Genomic DNA, 16,454 nt, shown 5'->3' on the forward strand with positions numbered 1-16,454 from the left:
GGAAACAGAGAATTGGCTCAAAAGTTTGAAATCGAGATTCATGTCATGAACGCACAGCTTCAACCGACCGGCTCCGCCTACTTCATCGCCAAGGAAACGGAAAAGCCGGAGACTCACACGCTTTCCGTGCTGGTCGACAACGAGCCGGGCGTGCTGGCCCGGGTCATCGGCCTGTTTTCCGGACGCGGCTACAACATCGAGAGCCTGACGGTCTCCGAAACCGAACATGAAAAGCATCTGTCGCGCATCACCATTGTAACGCGGGGTACGCCGCATGTGCTGGAGCAGATCAAGCATCAGCTCGAGCGCATCGTGCCGGTGCACCGTGTCGTCGATCTCACCGTGCGCTCGCATGAACTTGGCCAGGACCGGCCGCTGGAGCGGGAGCTCGCGCTGGTGAAAGTGGCCGGCACCGGCGAAGGTCGCGTCGAGGCGCTGAGGCTGGCCGATGCCTTCCGCGCTAGCGTCATCGACGCCAATACCGAGCACTTCATCTTCGAGATCACCGGCAAGGGCTCCAAGATCGACCAGTTCATCGCCATCATGAAACCGCTCGGCCTGGTCGAGATCTGCCGCACCGGCGTGGCGGCGATGAATCGCGGCCCGCAGGGGATGTAAACCGTCCGGCGCTATGGCTCCAACGCGCTGGCGCCGCCTACACTTGTCTGTTGCTTTTGGTGCTGATCCTCTGGCCCGGCTGCCGGCGCGGGGTGGCCTTTGTGCGCCTGAACCAAAAAGACAATATTGCTGACCTGCTTGGGAAGAAGCCATGACCCTCGATGCATTTTTTGCCCTGCTGGTCTATGCCTTCGTGACTTCGATCACGCCGGGCCCGAACAACTTCATGCTTTTGGCTTCCGGCGTGAATTTCGGTTTTGCCAAAACCATTCCGCATATGCTGGGCATCAGCATCGGCTTTCTCGTGCTGCTGCTGGCCGTCGGCTTCGGTCTCGGCGCCGTGCTGACTGCGTTTCCGGCGCTGCACACCGGGTTGAAGGTCGCGGGCGGCGTCTACCTGGTCTATCTCGCCTGGAAGATCGCCATGTCGCGTTCGCTTAGCGGCAAGGGCGAGGCCAATGCGCGACCGATGCGTTTCATCGATGCGGCAGCGTTCCAGTGGGTCAATCCCAAGGCTTGGGTGATGGCTATCACTGCCATGGCCGTCTATGCCATTCCGGAGCATCCGTTTCTGTCGGTGGCGTTGATCTCGATAGCCTTCACCGTCGTCAACCTGCCGAGTGTTTCGGTGTGGGCAGGTTTCGGCATGGCGCTGCGCGGTTTTCTGTCGGATCCGGTACGGCTGAAATGGTTCAACATCGCCATGGGCGTTCTGCTGGCGGCGACGCTGTGGCCGATGCTTGGGTAGCTGCCTATTATTGTGCACTGCACATTAAATCTTCGTAATGCCGGGTTTTGGCACTTTTTCGCCTTCGGCGCCTCCTATCTACTTGGTGAAAACCGCGGCACTAGGCTGCGAGTTACGTCAAGATATGACCACCGAACCACGGCGTGTCGGATAGAAGGCTTTTGACAATGCGTGGGAAGATCGTGCTTGCGGTGCTTGCGGCCGCCTGCCTTGTCGCAGCCGGGCTCTACCTTTCGCCCGCGGCAACGGACAAGGTCCGGCAGATGCTGTCAGCGGGGCAGGCGGCTCCTGACAAGCCGGCGGCCGCCGCAAATGCCGCACGTTCGACCTCGGTGGTTGCCGCCACCGCTTCGACGGCCGACTTCCCGATCCGGCGCTACGCCATCGGCTTCGTATCCTCCCCCGCCGTGGTCAGCGTGAACGCACGGATCTCGAGCCAGATCACATCGATCGCCGTCAAGGACGGGCAGATGGTGAGGGCTGGCGACCTTCTGTTCTCGCTGGACGACCGCTCACTGAAGGCGCAACAGGCCCGTGACCAGGCGACGCTCGCCAAGGACGAGGCGCTGCTTGCCAGTGCCACGGCCGATCTTGAGCGCGCCAAGAACCTTGTCGCCAGGCAGGCTGGCACGCAGCAAACCTATGATCAGGCAATCGCCGCGCAGAAGTCCGCTGCGGCCACAGTCGATGCCGACAAGGCGTCGCTCGATGCCGACGCTGTCCAACTCGGCTTTGCCACGATCACGGCGCCGATTTCCGGCGGGCTGGGCGCGGTCAACGTCGCGATCGGCGATCTCGTCACCACCAGCAACGGCAACACCACGTCGACCCCGCTGGTGACCATCACCCAGGTGGACCCGTTGCAGGTGAACTTCAATCTTCCGGAAAGCGATCTTGCCTTGCTGCACAAGGCGCTGGCGGAGCCAAGGGAAGGCGCAGTCACGCTGACCAGGGACGGCGATCCGACGCCGATCGGCAAGGGGACCCTCGATTTCGTCGATTCCAGCGTCGACACAGCCTCCGGCACGATCGCAACGCGTGCCCGCGTGCCCAATGCCGATCTTTCGCTGTGGCCGGGCCAATATGTGAATGTCGTTCTCGATGCCGGCATCATGCCGCAAATGACCTCCGTTCCCACGGTTGCGGTCCAGCCCAGCCAGAAGGGACCGTTCGTCTATGTGATCAAGCCTGACGAGACGGTGGAGATGCGGCCCGTGCAGGTCGCGCTGACCGAAGGCGACAGCAGCGCTATCGGCGAGGGGCTGAAAAGCGGCGAACGTGTCGTCGTCGAGGGCCAGGCAAAGCTGAAGAACGGTTCGCCGATCCGCGAAGCCCAGGTCGGAACCGGCGATCAGGCGTCTCCAAGGGTTGCGGAGGCTGGCAAGGCGGCCGGGACGCGCCCATGATCTCCGAATTCTGCATCCGCAGGCCCGTCGCCACCCTGCTCATGTCCTTTGCCCTCGTGCTGGGCGGGCTGTTCGCTTACAGGTTCCTGCCAGTGGCCGCTCTGCCGAGCGCCGAGTTTCCGGTGGTCAACGTCTCGGCCTCGCTGCCCGGCGCCTCGCCGGAAACCATGGCGACCTCGGTGGCAACGCCGCTGATCAAGCAGTTCGCCACCATCGCCGGCATCGATTCGATCTCGACCACGAATTCGCTTGGCTCCACCTCGATCGCCATCCAGTTCGTGCTTAATCGCGACATCGACGCCGCGGCGGCCGACGTGCAGGCGGCGATCGCGCGAACGCAGCGGCAATTGCCGCCCGAGATGACCAGCCCGCCGAGCTACCGCAAGGTCAATCCGGCCGATGCGCCGATCCTCCTGATGTCGCTGGTCAGCGACACGGTTCCGCTGACCGATCTCGATGCCTTTGCCGAGAATGTGATCTCGCCGTCGCTGTCGACGATCGAAGGCGTGGCGCAGGTCTCGATCTTCGGGCAGCAGAAATACGCCGTGCGCGTCCAGATCGATCCGACGGCGCTCGCCGCACGCGGCATCTCGATCGACCAGCTGCAGACGGCGATCGCCTCGGCCAACAGCAACACGCCGCTCGGCGTGCTGCAGAACGACAAGCAGCAGCTGACGATCACCGCCAATACGCAGCTGAACAACGCGGCGGGATTTTCCAACATCATTATAGCCACCAGGAACGGCCGTCCGGTGCGGCTCGGCGAGGTGACCCGCGTCATCGATTCGGTCGAGACCACGACGACGGCAAGCTGGTACGACGGCACCCGCGCGATCATCATGGCGGTGCAGCGCCAGCCCGATGCCAACACCGTCGACGTCGTTGACCGCGTCAAGGCGATGCTGCCGTCCTTCCAGGACCAAATGCCGGCGGCGGCCAGTATCCAGTTGCTCAACGACCGCTCGACTTCGATCCGCGAGGCGGTCGACGACGTGCAGTTCACGCTGCTGCTCACCATCGCACTGGTGGTGATGGTGATCTTCCTGTTCCTGCGCCGGGTAACCGCGACAATCATCCCGGCGGTGGCGGTGCCGATCTCGCTGATCGCCACGCTCGGCGCCATGTTCCTGTTCGGCTTTTCTATCGACAACATATCGCTGATGGGTCTGACACTGGCGGTCGGCCTTGTCGTCGACGATGCGATCGTCATGCTGGAGAACATCTTCCGCCACATGGAGGAGGATGGGCTATCGGCCCCCGACGCGGCGCTCAAAGGTGCGCGGGAAATCGGCTTCACCATCATTTCGATCTCGATCTCGCTGGTGGCGGTGTTCATCCCCGTGCTTTTGATGGGCGGAGTGATCGGCCGCATTTTCAACGAGTTCGCGGTGGTCGTGACAGTCGCCATCCTGGCGTCGATGTTCGTCTCGCTGACACTGACGCCGATGCTGTGCTCGCGGCTTTTATCGGTGTCGAAGGCCGAGCGCGAAGCAGCGCAGGGCGGAGATCACAGGCACAATTTCTTCATGCGAGGCTATGACTGGCTGCTGACCTTCTGCCTGCGGCACAGTTTCCTGGTTTTTCTCGTCTTTATCGGAACGGCCGCACTGTCGGTCTGGCTGATCCAGACCTCGCCGAAGGGCTTCTTCCCGCAGGAGGATATCGGCCAGATTTCGGTGACGACCACCGCGCGCCAGGACATTTCGTTCGACGCCATGGTGAAGCTGCAGGGGCAAGTGGCTGATGTCTTCACCCATTCACCCTATGTCTCGCATGTAGGGTGGTCGGTAGGCGGCGGAGACAACGCGCTCAACCAGGGCCGGCTCTATGTGCAATTGAAGGACAAGGACCAGCGCCCCGATATCGACAAGGTGCTCTCGGATCTGCGGCGGCAGCTGGCCAATGTTCCCGGCATCGAAACTTTCATGCAGCCGGTGCAGAATCTGCGGCTCGGCGCGCGCGCTTCGGCCAGCGCCTATCAGCTCGTCGTGCAGGGCCTCGACATCGGCGCGGCGGACAGCTGGGCGCAGAAGCTCACCGACGCTATGGTCGCGGATCACGCAGCCTTCACAGACGTCACCAATGATTTGCAGAATAACGCCCTGCAGGCGTCTTTGGTGGTCGACCGCGACAAGGCGGCGACGCTTGGCATCGACACCGATACGCTGCGCTCCAGCCTCTATGGCGGTTTCGGCACCGAGCAAGTGTCGACCATCTTCGGTTCGGCCGACAGCTATGAGGTGATCATGGAGCTCGACCCGAGGATCGAGTGGTCTCCAGAAAGGATGCTGGCGATCAAGGTGAGGACGGCCAGCGGCAGCCTGGTGCCGCTCGGCGCTTTCGCCAGTGTCGATCGGACCGCCGGCGCCTTGACCGTCAATCAGCTCGGCCAGCTTCCGGCTGTGACCATCTCCTACAATCTGCCGCAGGGCGTCGCGCTCGGTGACAGCGTGACCCACATCAATGCCCTGAAGGAAAAGATCGGCATGCCGGCGACGATCTCGACCACTTTTTCGGGCACGGCGAAAACGTTCCAGGATTCGCTTGCCAACCAGGGCCTGCTGATCGGCGGCGCGATCCTGACCATCTACATCGTCCTCGGCATCCTCTACGAGAGCTTCATCCATCCCCTCACCATCCTGACCGGACTGCCGTCGGCCGTGCTCGGCGCACTGGTGGCGTTGCGGCTTGCGGGCATGGACCTGTCGGTGATCGCGGTCATCGGCATCCTGATGCTGATCGGCATCGTCAAGAAGAACGGCATCATGATGATCGACGTTGCGCTCGAACTCAGGCGCGAGGGGATGTCGCCGCTCGATTCCATCCACAAGGCCTGCCTGATGCGCTTTCGTCCGATCATGATGACGACGCTGGCGGCGTTGATGGGCACGATCCCGATCGCGCTCGGGACCGGCGCCAGCGCGGAACTGCGCCAGCCGCTCGGCGTTGCGGTGGTCGGCGGCCTGGTCGCTTCGCAAGCGCTGACGCTGTTCGTCACGCCGGTCATCTATGTCTACATGGAGCATTTTTCCGGCTGGCTTCTCGGGCTGTGGCCGCAGCGTCGGGACGAGCAGCTACCGGTCGAAACCGTTGACCAGCCGTCGCTGTTCGAGGGCGGAGAAGAGTTGCAGGGCGAGCCGCAAAAGGCGGCTGCAGAGTAAAGCCGATGGGTTTCACTGGCCCAAGCCGTGGCGCTTGCCGCCGGCGGCTCGCGATCGTAATTTGACGCCCATGTCCCATGATCACGACCACGACAACGAGCTTGATCCTTTTGCCGCCCGGGTGCGCGCGCTGGAGACGATCCTTACCCAGAAAGGGCTGATCGATCCGGCCGCCATCGACGTGATCGTCGACACCTACGAGACAAAAATCGGCCCGCGCAACGGCGCCAAGGTGGTGGCGAAGGCCTGGGTCGATCCTGACTTTGCTGCCTTGCTGAAACGTGACGCGACGGTGGCGATTGGCTCGCTCGGCTACACCGGACGGCAAGGTGAGCATATGCAGGCCGTCTTCAACACGGTTGACACGCACAACCTCGTCGTCTGCACGCTGTGCTCGTGCTACCCGTGGTCGGTGCTCGGCCTGCCGCCGGTCTGGTATAAGGCGCCGCCCTATCGTTCGCGTGCAGTGATCGATCCGCGCGGCGTGCTCGAAGAATTCGGGCTGACCTTGCCGGCAACGACCAAAATCCGGGTGTGGGACTCTACTGCCGAGCTCCGCTATCTGGTCGTGCCGACGCGGCCGAACGGCACCGAGGACTGGAGCGAGGAGCGGCTGGCGGATCTGGTGACGCGCGACGCGATGATCGGCACCGGACTGGCCGGGGCGCCGAAATGAACGGGCCGCAGGATCTCGGCGGACAGATGGGGTTCGGGCCGGTCGCGCCTGAGAAGGACGAGCCCTATTTCCATGCCGCCTGGGAAAGGCGTGCGCTGGGCGTGACGCTGTGCGCCGGCGCGATGGGGGCGTGGACAATCGACGAGAGCCGGCATGCGCGGGAGTCGCTGCATCCAGCCGACTACTATGCCTCCAGCTACTACGAGATCTGGATCAAGGCGCTGGAAACCTTGCTCAAGCGGCATGGCTTCGTCAGCGATCGCGATTTGGTCGCGGGCAAGGCGGTCGATCCAGCTGCGGCGCCCAAAAGGGTGCTGAAGGCGGAAAACGTGCTGGCGGTGCTGGCCAAGGGCGGCCCATGCGACCGGCCGATCGCCACCCCGGCTCGGTTCAAGGCGGGCGACCTCGTGCGGACGAAGAATTTTCATCCGACCGGCCATACGCGGCTGCCGCGCTTCGCACGCGGCAAGCAAGGCGCCGTCGAGGCGGTGCGCGATGGTTTTGTCTTTCCCGACACCAACGCGCATGGGCAAGGCGAAAACCCGCAATGGGTCTATACGGTGGTTTTTGAGGGCGCGGAAATCTGGGGCGAGGGCGCCGACCCGACGCTGACCGTGTCGATCGACGCCTGGGAAAGCTATCTTGAACCGGCGTGAGGCGAAGTCGGTCACCGCGCTGCCGGCCGGCGTCGATGCGCCGGTTTTCGCCGAGCCATGGCAAGCGGAAGCCTTCGCCATGACGGTCGCACTGCACGACAAGGGCCTGTTCTCTTGGAGCGAATGGGCGGACGCCTTGTCCGCCGAGGTCAAGAAGCCGGGTGCCGCGAGCGATGGCCATGATTATTACGAGCACTGGCTGGCAGCACTGGAAAAGTTGCTGTCGGCCAAAGGCGTCGCCGGCAAGAGCGATGTCGATACGCTTGCCGCTGCCTGGGAACGCGCCGCGCACGCAACGCCCCATGGCAAGCCGATCCTGCTGGAGAACGATCCCAGCCGGACCGAAGGTCGTGGTGGCCCGACCGGTTAGGTCGTGGCGGCTCGACTTTGTTCCCTTTACGTTCCGACCTCTGCCTGATAAGTTGCGTCAATGTCGGCGGTACGCCCGCCACTGATGATCTTAGTGGCGGTAGTCGTCGGCCTTGTCTTTCCCTCGCGAATCCGGTCTCTCGCGCTGATGGAATTCTCTCCTCAACAGGACGATGCGCTGAAAGCGGTCGCCACCTGGCTCAAGACCGGAAAGCCGCAGCTCTTCCGGCTGTTCGGCTTTGCCGGTACCGGCAAGACGACGCTGGCGCGCTATTTTGCCGAGCATGTCGACGGCCAGGTGCAGTTCGCCGCCTTCACCGGTAAGGCGGCGCAGGTGCTGCGTTCCAAGGGCGCGGTCAATGCCCGCACAATCCATTCGCTGATCTACCGGCCGAAGGGCGAGGAGACGGTAGCGGACGAGGTGACCGGGAAGACTTCGATGTCGCCGACCTTCTCGCTCAACCGGCAGAGCCCGATCTCGCGGGCGAAGCTCGTGGTCATAGACGAATGTTCGATGGTCGACGAACAGCTCGGCCGCGACCTGATGAGTTTCGGCACGCCGATCCTCGTTCTCGGCGATCCCGGCCAGTTGCCGCCGATCTCGGGCGGCGGCTTCTTCACCGACCATGAGCCGGATATTCTGCTCACCGAGATCCACCGGCAGGCGCGCGACAACCCGATCATCCGGCTGGCGCTCGACGTGCGCGAGGGACGCGAATTCATGCGCGGCGACTATGGCACGGCGCAGGTGATCGGCAAGGAAGATGTCACCCAGGAACTGGTGCTGAAGGCGGACCAGGTGCTGGTCGGCACCAACAGGACGCGGCGTCGGTATAATCAGCGGCTGCGCGAACTGAAGGGGTTCAATGCCGACTACCCGCAGGCCGGCGACAAGCTCGTCTGCCTGCGCAACGACCCGGCCAAGGGATTGCTCAACGGCTCGCTGTGGAAGGTGATGACCTCGTCGCGCGAGACGGTGAAACCCGGCATCAATTTGCTGGTCTCACCGGAGGAGGACGATCCGGACCGCGGCGTTGCCAAGATCAAGCTGCTCAAAGCGGCGTTCGAGGACCCGGACGCCGATATTCCCTGGCAGCAGAAAAAGCGCTTCGACGATTTCGACTATGGCTACGCCCTGACCGTGCATAAGGCGCAGGGCTCGCAGTGGAACGACATCGTACTTTTCGACGAAAGCTGGGCGTTCAAGGAAACCCGCCAGCGCTGGCTCTACACCGCGATCACGCGCGCGGCCGAACGGCTGACGATCGTCAGATAGGATTGATCCCGCGTCACCATCATGACCCTGCTGGCATCACCGGCGCACTAATCGGCTTGGCGCCCAGCCATTCCCAGGCGGCCGCTTCGTCCTCGGCCTCGAAATGCCGGAATTCGATTGGCACGGAGGCGGGCAAGATGCCTTGTGCGCCCGGTATCCAGTTTGGCTCGCCGATTGCCGCACAGCGGCCGATATGCGCCACGGCATCGGCGGTGCCCTGTTCGATAGTACTGTCCGACACATCGGCCCAGTCGACGCCGTCATGATCGACCAGACGCACCAGCACGTCGATTCTCGGGTGCAGCGCGTAAGCCGCCTCGAGCAAACCGAACAGATTCTCCGCGTCGGCGGCCGTGATATGGCCGACGACGTCGATGGCGAACAGGTCGTCGCGGTCGGTGTCGATGCGGCGAACCGCCGGCACGGCTTCAAGATAATTCACGGGCCTTCCTCTTGCTGGATATTATTCGTTCCTCTGGAACACCGGAAACCCCCTGTCTGTTCCCGCCAAAGGCGGTATAGATGGCCGCAAATACGTCCGGACCCGAGAAGCCATGCCTGCAAAACTCTCCGTCAATCTCAATGCCATCGCCATGCTGCGCAACCGGCGCGATCTGCCGTGGCCAAGCGTCACCGGGCTCGGACGCATCGCACTTGCCGCGGGCGCGCATGGGCTGACAGTGCATCCGCGGCCCGACGAGCGGCACACCAGGCATTCCGACCTGCCGCAGATCAGGGCGCTGATCGACGACGAATTCCCTCAGGCGGAGTTCAACATCGAGGGCTATCCGAGCGAGGATTTCCTGGCGCTTGTGGAAAAGCACCAGCCGGAGCAGGTGACGCTGGTGCCCGACGACCCTGCCCAGGCCACCTCCGACCATGGCTGGAACTTTGCCGCCGAGGCGGCGTTCCTGACGCTGATCGTCAAACGCCTGAAAAAGGGGGGCTTTCGCGTGTCGTTGTTTTCCGACCCGGATCCGGCAGGGATGAAGGCCGTGCGCGACACCGGCGCCGACCGGATCGAGCTCTACACGGGTCCATATGGCAGCTATCATTCCGATTCGGCAGAAGCGGCGAAGGAGCTGGAAAGATTAGGGAAAACCGCGGATGCCGCGCTTGCCGCCGGACTTCAGGTCAATGCCGGGCACGATCTGGTGGTGAACAACCTGCCGGCATTGGCAAAGCGCATCCCGGCACTGGCCGAAGTGTCGATCGGACATGGGTTGACAGCCGATGCGTTGGAGTATGGCATGGCCGGTACGGTCAAAAGATTTCTGAAGGCCTGTGGGTGGTAGCGATGGAAGCCTCGCTTTGCGGACATGGCAGCCATCACGTTGGGGCACTTGATATTGCATCGCAGCAAGCGTAGAGCACCGCGCGCTTATCGGAGTGTCGTCCATGGCCCTTACCAACAGTGGTAGTGAGGCAGAACCAGTCGAACAATCAAGCCATCCTGAGGTCGAAAAGCACAGCACCAAGGTTTTGATGCTGGGCGCTCTCGGCGTGGTCTACGGCGATATCGGCACCAGCCCGATCTATGCGCTTCGCGAAGCACTGCATGCTTCGTCCGGCACCGATCCGCGCAGTGCCGTTCTGGGCATTCTGTCGCTGATCGTCTGGGCACTGACGATCATCGTGACAATCAAATACGTCGCCTTCGTGCTTCGGGCGGATAACAAGGGTGAAGGCGGTACCCTGTCGCTTATGGCGCTGGCCCGGAAAGCTTATCCGGCTGGTTCCGGCATCATTCTTGCCATTGGTCTCTGCGGAGCCGCACTGTTTTTCGGCGACGCGATCATAACGCCGGCCATCTCGGTGCTTTCAGCGGTGGAAGGCCTGAGCGTCGTGACCCCGGCGTTCGATCCGTACGTGGTTCCCATTACATTGGTGATTCTTGCCGTCTTGTTTGCCGTGCAGCGCTTCGGGACCGGTAGAGTGGCCTCCGTTTTCGGGCCGGTGACGGGGCTCTGGTTCCTGGCGATCGGCATTGCCGGATTGGTGCATATTCTTGACGATGTGTCGGTGCTTTTGGCAATCAACCCCTACTATGCGGTCGCCTACCTTGCCGAAGCCAAAACGGGTGCATTTCTCACAGTCGGCGCGGTTTTTCTGGCGGTTACCGGTGCTGAAGCGCTTTACGTCGATCTCGGGCACTTCGGTCGCCGTCCAATCGTGCTAGCCTGGATCTGGATCGTCTTCCCCTGCCTGCTACTCAGCTATTTTGGGCAAGGCGCGTTCGTTCTTGCTCACGGGGGGCTGCCCGACAATCCGTTTTTCCAGATGCTGCCAGATTGGGCACTGATACCGATGGTCGGGCTCGCCACAGCAGCGACTGTCATCGCCAGTCAAGCCGTTATCTCCGGGGCGTTTTCGCTGACCAGGCAGGCGGTGCAGCTCAATCTTCTGCCCAGAATCGAAGTTCAGCATACTTCCGAAATGCAACTCGGCCAAATTTACATGCCGCGCGTGAATCTCATTCTCGCGCTCGGCGTAATGCTGCTGGTCGTCGGCTTTGGCAGTTCGAGTTCCCTGGCTTCCGCCTATGGAATCTCGGTGACAGGCGAAATGCTGATGACGACTATTTTGCTATTCGTGGTGATGCGGTGGCAATGGAAATGGCAGACCGCACTCGCTGCGGCGCTTGCGCTGCTCTTTGGCACGATAGACACCGGCTTCTTCATGGCAAATATCGTGAAATTCGTGGAAGGCGGATGGGTTTCAATCGCTGTTGCCTGCATCATGGGGCTGGTCATGGGAACCTGGATACGCGGGAGTCGCTATCTATTCGACAAGACGCGCAGGAACGAGATTCCGCTCGATTTCCTTGCCGGCAATTTGTTGAAGAAAAAGCCGCAGCTGGTGTCCGGTACGGCCGTGTTCCTGACCAGCGATCCCGTCAGCGCGCCGACCGCGCTGATGCACAGTCTGAAGCATTACAAGGTGCTGCACGAACAGAATGTCATCCTCTCGGTGGTGACGGCGCAGCAGCCCGTGGTGCCCGACAGCGAGCGGGTCAAGATGGAAACGATCAACGAGCTGTTCATGCGGGTGACGCTGACCTTCGGCTATATGGAGCAGCCCAACATCCCGCGTGCGCTGGCGATCTGCCGCAAGCAGGGCTGGAAGTTCGACATCATGACGACCTCCTTCTTCCTGTCGCGGCGCTCGCTCAAGGCGTCGCCCAATTCCGGCATGCCGGTGTGGCAGGACAAGCTGTTCATCGGGCTGGCGCGCACGGCAGCGGATGCGACGGAGTATTTTCAGATCCCGACCGGACGTGTGGTTGAGATCGGAACGCAGGTGGCTATCTAGGACATGCCGATATTCAGGTGAGGCCGGCCTGCGAACGGCGGGTTCCTGCGCTTCCGGTACTTACGGACCAAATGTCCGCTCCGTTCCGGTTCTCGGAACCCACCATTCTCGACTCGGCCTGACCTGAATCTCGACATGCCCGTGACCACGGCGGACTTCAGCCGGCTAGCACTGCCTTGTTCGCTTCAAGAAATTGCTTCAGCGATTGCGGCTTTTTGCCTGAAAGTGTCTCGATCGCGTCGGTCACCATGCCGATGCGGCCGGAGCGCGTGTTGGTGTCGAAGGAAACGACAACGGGAGCAAAATCCGAGGGAACGCCGGCGGCCGTCAGACCCTCGGTCAAGGCTTCATCCGAAAGCTGAACGACCTCGATGAGCTTGCCGGTGACGTCGGTGACCAGGGCCGCGATCTCGGCGACCGTGTAGGCCTGCGGGCCCGTCAGCGTGTATGTGGTGCTTTCGGTATCGCTCGAGGCAAGGCCGGCGGCGATCGCCACGGCCATATCGTCGCGAGCGCCATGGGCGATGCGGCCGTCGGCCGCCGATGTGTACCACTGCCCCGAAGCAATGGCGTGCGGCAGCGACATGAACAGGTTCTCCTGATACCAGCCGTTGCGGAAAATCGTGTAGGGGATGCCGCTCGCCTTGATCGCCTGCTCGGTCCCGTAGTGATCGCCCGCAAACAGCACCGGCGATACCGGCTCAGGATTGGGCATCGAGGTGTAGAGCAGATGCGAAACGCCGGCCTCCTTGGCGGCTGCGACTGCATTCTCGTGCTGCTTGAGGCGCTTGCCCCCAAGGTCGATCTCGCCGGTCGAGATGATCAGGACCCTGCCGGCGCCCTTGAATGCCTCGACGAGCGACGCCGTGTCATCGAAATCGGCTTGCCTGATGGTAACGCCGCGCGTCGCGAGGTCGGCGAGGTTTTCCGGATTACGGGTGGCGGCGATGATCCGTGCGGGCGGAACCTTGAGCGTGTCCAGCAGATGATGGATAACGCCGCGGCCGAGCTGGCCGGAGGCGCCGGTGACGAGAAGGGTTTCGGTCATGGGAAGTCCTGTCGTTGCGCCGGAGCGGCGGGTGCTTATATAAGTCTCAAAAAGAGACCAGCACTAAAATAGGAATTGACCGACCCTCGTAAAGAAGGCAGTTTTGCGGGAGGTAGGCAGGCGCAGGGAACCAGCGATGGACAGCAAAATCGTCGGTCTGAGATCGAAGCTCGAGATTTACAAAGCGGGCAGCGGCGGGGGGAACATTGCGGACTGTCCGGTTCGCGATGTGATCCAAGGCATCAGCAACAAATGGAGTTCGCTGCTGATGATGGCGCTGGCAGAAAAGCCGTACCGGTTCGGCGAATTGCGGCGGCTGGTACCCGACATTTCACAGCGCATGCTCACCCAGACGCTGCACGATTTGCAGCGCGACGGTTACGTCCATCGCGAGGTGTTCCCGACCAAGCCGCCGAGCGTCGAATACAGTCTGACCGATCTCGGACGCTCGATGTTCGGACCCCTGCACCAGCTGCTCCAGTGGGCCGAGCTCAATCATGGCGCTGTGCGCGACGCGCGGAACGCATTCGACGCTACCGAGACTTAACCATCAATGCCGGAGTGGCAACGCCAAGTGCGACGGCTTGATTGGCGATACCGCTGAAGGATTGTCCGGCTTGGGCGAGAAGATTCGACGGGCAATGGGCATTTCTCTGGACATCGCGATTGCCGGCGCCGGCCCGGCCGGACTGGCCGCGGCACTCTATCTGAAGCGTGCCGGGCAACCGGGTCACCATCTTCGAGCGCTTTGACGCGCCAAAGCCAGTCGGGTCCGGATTGATCCTGCAGCCGACCGGGCTGACGGTGCTTGCCGATCTCGGCCTGCTCGACGACATCCTGGTGCTGGGCAGCCGCGTCGACCGCCTGCATGGCGCCGATGCGAAAACCGGCCGCAGCGTGCTCGACGTCCGCTATGATGCGCAGCGCGGCGGCCGTTTCGGGCTGGCGGTGCACCGGGCGGCCTTGTTCGGCGTGCTTTTCCGCGCCGTCCGGCGCGAGGCGATCGCCATCGAAACCGGCGTCGAGCTCGAGACGCTGGAAACCGGCGAGCGGACAACGCTGACCTGCGGCAACGGGCGAAGGATAGGGCCGTTCAATCTAGTGGTCGATGCCAGCGGTTCGCGCTCCAATTGCGGCAGCGTGTGCAAAATCCGGGTAAACCGCGGCCGCTCGCCTACGGCGCGTTCTGGGCGTCGCTCGGCTGGCACGGCGACGGTTTCGACGAGCACGCCCTGCTGCAGTGTTACGACAGAGCGAGCGTGATGATCGGCGTGCTGCCGATCGGCAGGCCGGAACCCGGAGCCGAGAAGATGGCGGCATTCTTCTGGAGCTTGAAGCCGGCGGACGCAGGGCAGGTCAGGGCGACAGGCCTCGACGCTTGGAAGGCGGGGGTGGTTCGGCTGTGGTCCGAATGGCGTTCACGAGCCAGATCGACAGTTTCGACCAGCTCTCGCTGGCGCGTTACGGCCATCACACGCTCAATCTGCCGGCCGGGAGGCGATGGCCGGTAATCGGCGATGCGGCGCATTCGACCAGCCCGCAGCTCGGGCAAGGGGCGAACATGGCGCTGCTCGACGCGGCAGCGCTCAATTACGCGCTCATAGGAACGGATCGTGTCGATACCGGGCTCGAGGCCTACCTTCGGGCGCGGCGGCGGCATGTCCGGGTGTTTCAGGCGCTGTCGCTTATGCCGACGCCGTTCTACCAGTCGGATTCGACCGTGATGCCGTTTGTCCGCGACAGGCTGGTGGCGTCAGTGGCGAAATCCCACCAGTGCCAAACATCCTTGCCTCGATGGTGGCTGGAACCGTGGTCGGTCCGTTTAGGCGGATCGATATCAAGGAAGCGCGGTGGCCGCCTCGTTGCGGCGGATAAGTTTCGAAAGATGCGAACCCTTGGCTTGCAGGAATGCATGAAGGCGCTGTGGATAATCCGGGGCGACAGCGTTCTTCACCGACTTGCGTTCGCGCAATTCCTTCCGCCAGGCCTCGACTAGCGACTTTCTGTTCAGGATGCGGAAATCGTCGATCCGATCGAACGCGTCGAGATAGCGGAAGATTGGTCCATAGACAGCATCGACCAGTGAAAAGCGTTGGCCGGCAAACCATGGCCCAGCTCGGCCAGCCGCCAGTTCTATTTCGAGACGATCGAACATTGCCGACAGACCTTGGCTTTCGGCAAGGAAGGCGGCCTCGGTCGGTGCGGAATAGAGTCGACCGATTGCGTTGAGGATGGCCGAGCCGAACTCGATCCAGGCGCGATGCCGGGCGCGGGCCAGCGGGTCGGCAGGGTGGAGTGGGTTGGCCAGCGTTTCCTCAAGAAATTCGAGGATGACCGCCGATTCGAAGATCGCGGTTTCCTCGCCATTCTGCTGCACGCGCAGCAGCGGTACCTTGCCGAGCGGCGATATCGCCTTGAACCAGGCCGGCTTGTTGGCGAGATCGATGGTGAGGCGTTCGAACGGCACGTCCTTTTCGGCGAGCGAGATGGCCGCGCGCTGCACATAGGGACAAAGGTGATGGCTGACGAGAACGAGCTTGTCGGTCACCAGGCTGCCCGTCTCCGGGATGTCGGCGATCTTGCAGATTTCATGTTTCATGGCAGTGTCTTCCGATTATCGATGCAACTGCATCTATATAGATGCATCCGCATTAACCGTCAAGCTTGATGCAATTGCATCTATCGCCTATGCTGCAATCATGACGGAGAAAACCAGTCCTTCGCCCGCTGCCATCAAAGCCTGGGCGCGCCTGATGCGCGTTTCGCGCCAGCTGATGGAAAGAGCTGAAGACGCGCTGAAGGACAGCAGTTTACCGCCGCTTGCCTGGTACGACGTGCTGCATGAGCTTGCCGAAGCGGGCGAGGGCGGCTTGCGGCCATTCCAGCTGATCGAGCGCACATTGTTTGCGCAATACAACATCTCCCGACTGTTGGCGCGGCTCGAAGCGGACGGGCTGGTCGAGAAGCTCAGGGTTGCCGATGACGGGCGGGGACAGACTATCCGCATTACGGGGAAGGGGCGCGAGACGCGCCGCCGCATGTGGGCCGTCTACGGACGATCGATCGCGGAACTGGTCGGCGCCAGGCTTTCAGATGATGATCTCGACACCTTGTCGGCTCTGCTTGGGCGGCTGCGCCATCCAGCCGCCTTGGAGTAATGTGGCCTTTTGGCGCTGAAAAATCG

15 protein-coding genes and 1 pseudogene are annotated in these 16,454 nt (G+C 62.3%); 13 read left to right on the forward strand and 3 right to left on the reverse strand.

Going from position 1 to position 16,454, the window contains the following annotated elements; all coding sequences use genetic code 11:
- Positions 1 to 45: 45 nt before the first annotated feature.
- From ilvN to ACWTU8_RS05705, 8 genes are all read left to right on the forward strand, one after another.
- Positions 46 to 618 (forward strand): acetolactate synthase small subunit, encoded by a 573-nt coding sequence (ilvN, locus tag ACWTU8_RS05670; RefSeq protein ID WP_029351349.1) that lies wholly within the window; start codon positions 46 to 48, stop codon positions 616 to 618.
- A 151-nt stretch (positions 619 to 769) separates the two neighbouring features.
- On the forward strand, positions 770 to 1,366 hold the full coding sequence (locus tag ACWTU8_RS05675; protein ID WP_455847355.1) for a LysE family translocator: 597 nt from the start codon (positions 770 to 772) through the stop codon (positions 1,364 to 1,366).
- Positions 1,367 to 1,533: 167 nt separating this feature from the next.
- Positions 1,534 to 2,772: an efflux RND transporter periplasmic adaptor subunit gene (locus ACWTU8_RS05680; RefSeq protein ID WP_455847356.1), complete on the forward strand. Its 1,239-nt coding sequence runs from the start codon at positions 1,534 to 1,536 to the stop codon at positions 2,770 to 2,772.
- Entirely contained in the window at positions 2,769 to 5,933 is a 3,165-nt protein-coding gene (locus tag ACWTU8_RS05685) for an efflux RND transporter permease subunit (RefSeq protein ID WP_455847357.1), read from the forward strand. The genes ACWTU8_RS05680 and ACWTU8_RS05685 overlap by 4 nt, the downstream gene beginning before the upstream one ends.
- A 70-nt stretch (positions 5,934 to 6,003) precedes the next feature.
- Complete coding sequence (gene nthA, locus ACWTU8_RS05690; protein WP_455847358.1) at positions 6,004 to 6,609, forward strand: nitrile hydratase subunit alpha; 606 nt, start codon at positions 6,004 to 6,006, stop codon at positions 6,607 to 6,609.
- Positions 6,606 to 7,265 (forward strand): nitrile hydratase subunit beta, encoded by a 660-nt coding sequence (nthB, locus tag ACWTU8_RS05695; protein WP_455847359.1) that lies wholly within the window; start codon positions 6,606 to 6,608, stop codon positions 7,263 to 7,265. Before nthA ends, nthB begins: the two co-directional genes overlap by 4 nt.
- Positions 7,252 to 7,635 carry a nitrile hydratase accessory protein gene (locus ACWTU8_RS05700; RefSeq protein WP_164891962.1) on the forward strand — a complete coding sequence of 128 codons (384 nt, stop codon included), beginning with the start codon at positions 7,252 to 7,254 and terminating at the stop codon, positions 7,633 to 7,635. Before nthB ends, ACWTU8_RS05700 begins: the two co-directional genes overlap by 14 nt.
- Positions 7,636 to 7,782: 147 nt before the next feature.
- Positions 7,783 to 8,910, forward strand: a complete 1,128-nt coding sequence (locus tag ACWTU8_RS05705; RefSeq protein WP_455848394.1) for an ATP-dependent DNA helicase — start codon at positions 7,783 to 7,785, stop codon at positions 8,908 to 8,910.
- A gap of 19 nt (positions 8,911 to 8,929) precedes the next feature.
- On the opposite strand, the gene ACWTU8_RS05710 is transcribed toward ACWTU8_RS05705, so the two are convergent.
- On the reverse strand, positions 8,930 to 9,352 hold the full coding sequence (locus tag ACWTU8_RS05710; protein WP_455847360.1) for an STAS/SEC14 domain-containing protein: 423 nt from the start codon (positions 9,350 to 9,352) through the stop codon (positions 8,930 to 8,932).
- Between the two features lie 112 nt (positions 9,353 to 9,464).
- Between ACWTU8_RS05710 and ACWTU8_RS05715 the strand changes: the two genes are divergently transcribed.
- The gene (locus tag ACWTU8_RS05715) at positions 9,465 to 10,205 is read left to right on the forward strand and encodes a pyridoxine 5'-phosphate synthase (protein WP_455847361.1); all 741 of its coding nucleotides are present in this window, start codon (positions 9,465 to 9,467) and stop codon (positions 10,203 to 10,205) included.
- Positions 10,206 to 10,308: 103 nt separating this feature from the next.
- Complete coding sequence (locus tag ACWTU8_RS05720; protein WP_455847362.1) at positions 10,309 to 12,222, forward strand: potassium transporter Kup; 1,914 nt, start codon at positions 10,309 to 10,311, stop codon at positions 12,220 to 12,222.
- A gap of 157 nt (positions 12,223 to 12,379) precedes the next feature.
- Here ACWTU8_RS05720 and ACWTU8_RS05725 read toward each other — a convergent pair whose 3' ends face one another.
- Complete coding sequence (locus ACWTU8_RS05725; protein ID WP_455847363.1) at positions 12,380 to 13,270, reverse strand: SDR family oxidoreductase; 891 nt, start codon at positions 13,268 to 13,270, stop codon at positions 12,380 to 12,382.
- A gap of 136 nt (positions 13,271 to 13,406) precedes the next feature.
- Here ACWTU8_RS05725 and ACWTU8_RS05730 point away from each other — a divergent pair, with 136 nt between their 5' ends.
- Complete coding sequence (locus ACWTU8_RS05730) at positions 13,407 to 13,817, forward strand: winged helix-turn-helix transcriptional regulator (protein ID WP_029352119.1); 411 nt, start codon at positions 13,407 to 13,409, stop codon at positions 13,815 to 13,817.
- A gap of 94 nt (positions 13,818 to 13,911) precedes the next feature.
- Positions 13,912 to 15,145, forward strand: a pseudogene (locus ACWTU8_RS05735) (FAD-dependent oxidoreductase).
- Here the strand turns inward: ACWTU8_RS05735 and ACWTU8_RS05740 are convergent.
- A complete protein-coding gene (locus ACWTU8_RS05740) occupies positions 15,108 to 15,869 on the reverse strand; it encodes a glutathione S-transferase family protein (RefSeq protein ID WP_455847364.1) in 762 nt (253 codons plus the stop codon). The pseudogene ACWTU8_RS05735 and the gene ACWTU8_RS05740 overlap by 38 nt on opposite strands.
- Before the next feature lie 100 nt (positions 15,870 to 15,969).
- On the opposite strand from ACWTU8_RS05740, the gene ACWTU8_RS05745 reads away from it, so the two are divergent.
- Positions 15,970 to 16,428: a MarR family winged helix-turn-helix transcriptional regulator gene (locus ACWTU8_RS05745; protein ID WP_455840373.1), complete on the forward strand. Its 459-nt coding sequence runs from the start codon at positions 15,970 to 15,972 to the stop codon at positions 16,426 to 16,428.
- The last annotated feature ends 26 nt before the right edge of the window (positions 16,429 to 16,454 follow it).

Source organism: Mesorhizobium sp. BHbdii, assembly GCF_053848045.1.

Bases quoted from the DNA above. Each gene is read 5' to 3' on its own strand.
- ilvN (WP_029351349.1), top strand. From the start codon at position 46: ATGAACGCACAGCTTCAACCGACCGGCTCCGCCTACTTCATCGCCAAG.
- ACWTU8_RS05675 (WP_455847355.1), top strand. From the start codon at position 770: ATGACCCTCGATGCATTTTTTGCCCTGCTGGTCTATGCCTTCGTGACT.
- ACWTU8_RS05680 (WP_455847356.1), top strand. From the start codon at position 1,534: ATGCGTGGGAAGATCGTGCTTGCGGTGCTTGCGGCCGCCTGCCTTGTC.
- ACWTU8_RS05685 (WP_455847357.1), top strand. From the start codon at position 2,769: ATGATCTCCGAATTCTGCATCCGCAGGCCCGTCGCCACCCTGCTCATG.
- nthA (WP_455847358.1), top strand. From the start codon at position 6,004: ATGTCCCATGATCACGACCACGACAACGAGCTTGATCCTTTTGCCGCC.
- nthB (WP_455847359.1), top strand. From the start codon at position 6,606: ATGAACGGGCCGCAGGATCTCGGCGGACAGATGGGGTTCGGGCCGGTC.
- ACWTU8_RS05705 (WP_455848394.1), top strand. From the start codon at position 7,783: ATGGAATTCTCTCCTCAACAGGACGATGCGCTGAAAGCGGTCGCCACC.
- ACWTU8_RS05715 (WP_455847361.1), top strand. From the start codon at position 9,465: ATGCCTGCAAAACTCTCCGTCAATCTCAATGCCATCGCCATGCTGCGC.
- ACWTU8_RS05720 (WP_455847362.1), top strand. From the start codon at position 10,309: ATGGCCCTTACCAACAGTGGTAGTGAGGCAGAACCAGTCGAACAATCA.
- ACWTU8_RS05725 (WP_455847363.1), bottom strand. From the start codon at position 13,270: ATGACCGAAACCCTTCTCGTCACCGGCGCCTCCGGCCAGCTCGGCCGC.
- ACWTU8_RS05730 (WP_029352119.1), top strand. From the start codon at position 13,407: ATGGACAGCAAAATCGTCGGTCTGAGATCGAAGCTCGAGATTTACAAA.
- ACWTU8_RS05740 (WP_455847364.1), bottom strand. From the start codon at position 15,869: ATGAAACATGAAATCTGCAAGATCGCCGACATCCCGGAGACGGGCAGC.
- ACWTU8_RS05745 (WP_455840373.1), top strand. From the start codon at position 15,970: ATGACGGAGAAAACCAGTCCTTCGCCCGCTGCCATCAAAGCCTGGGCG.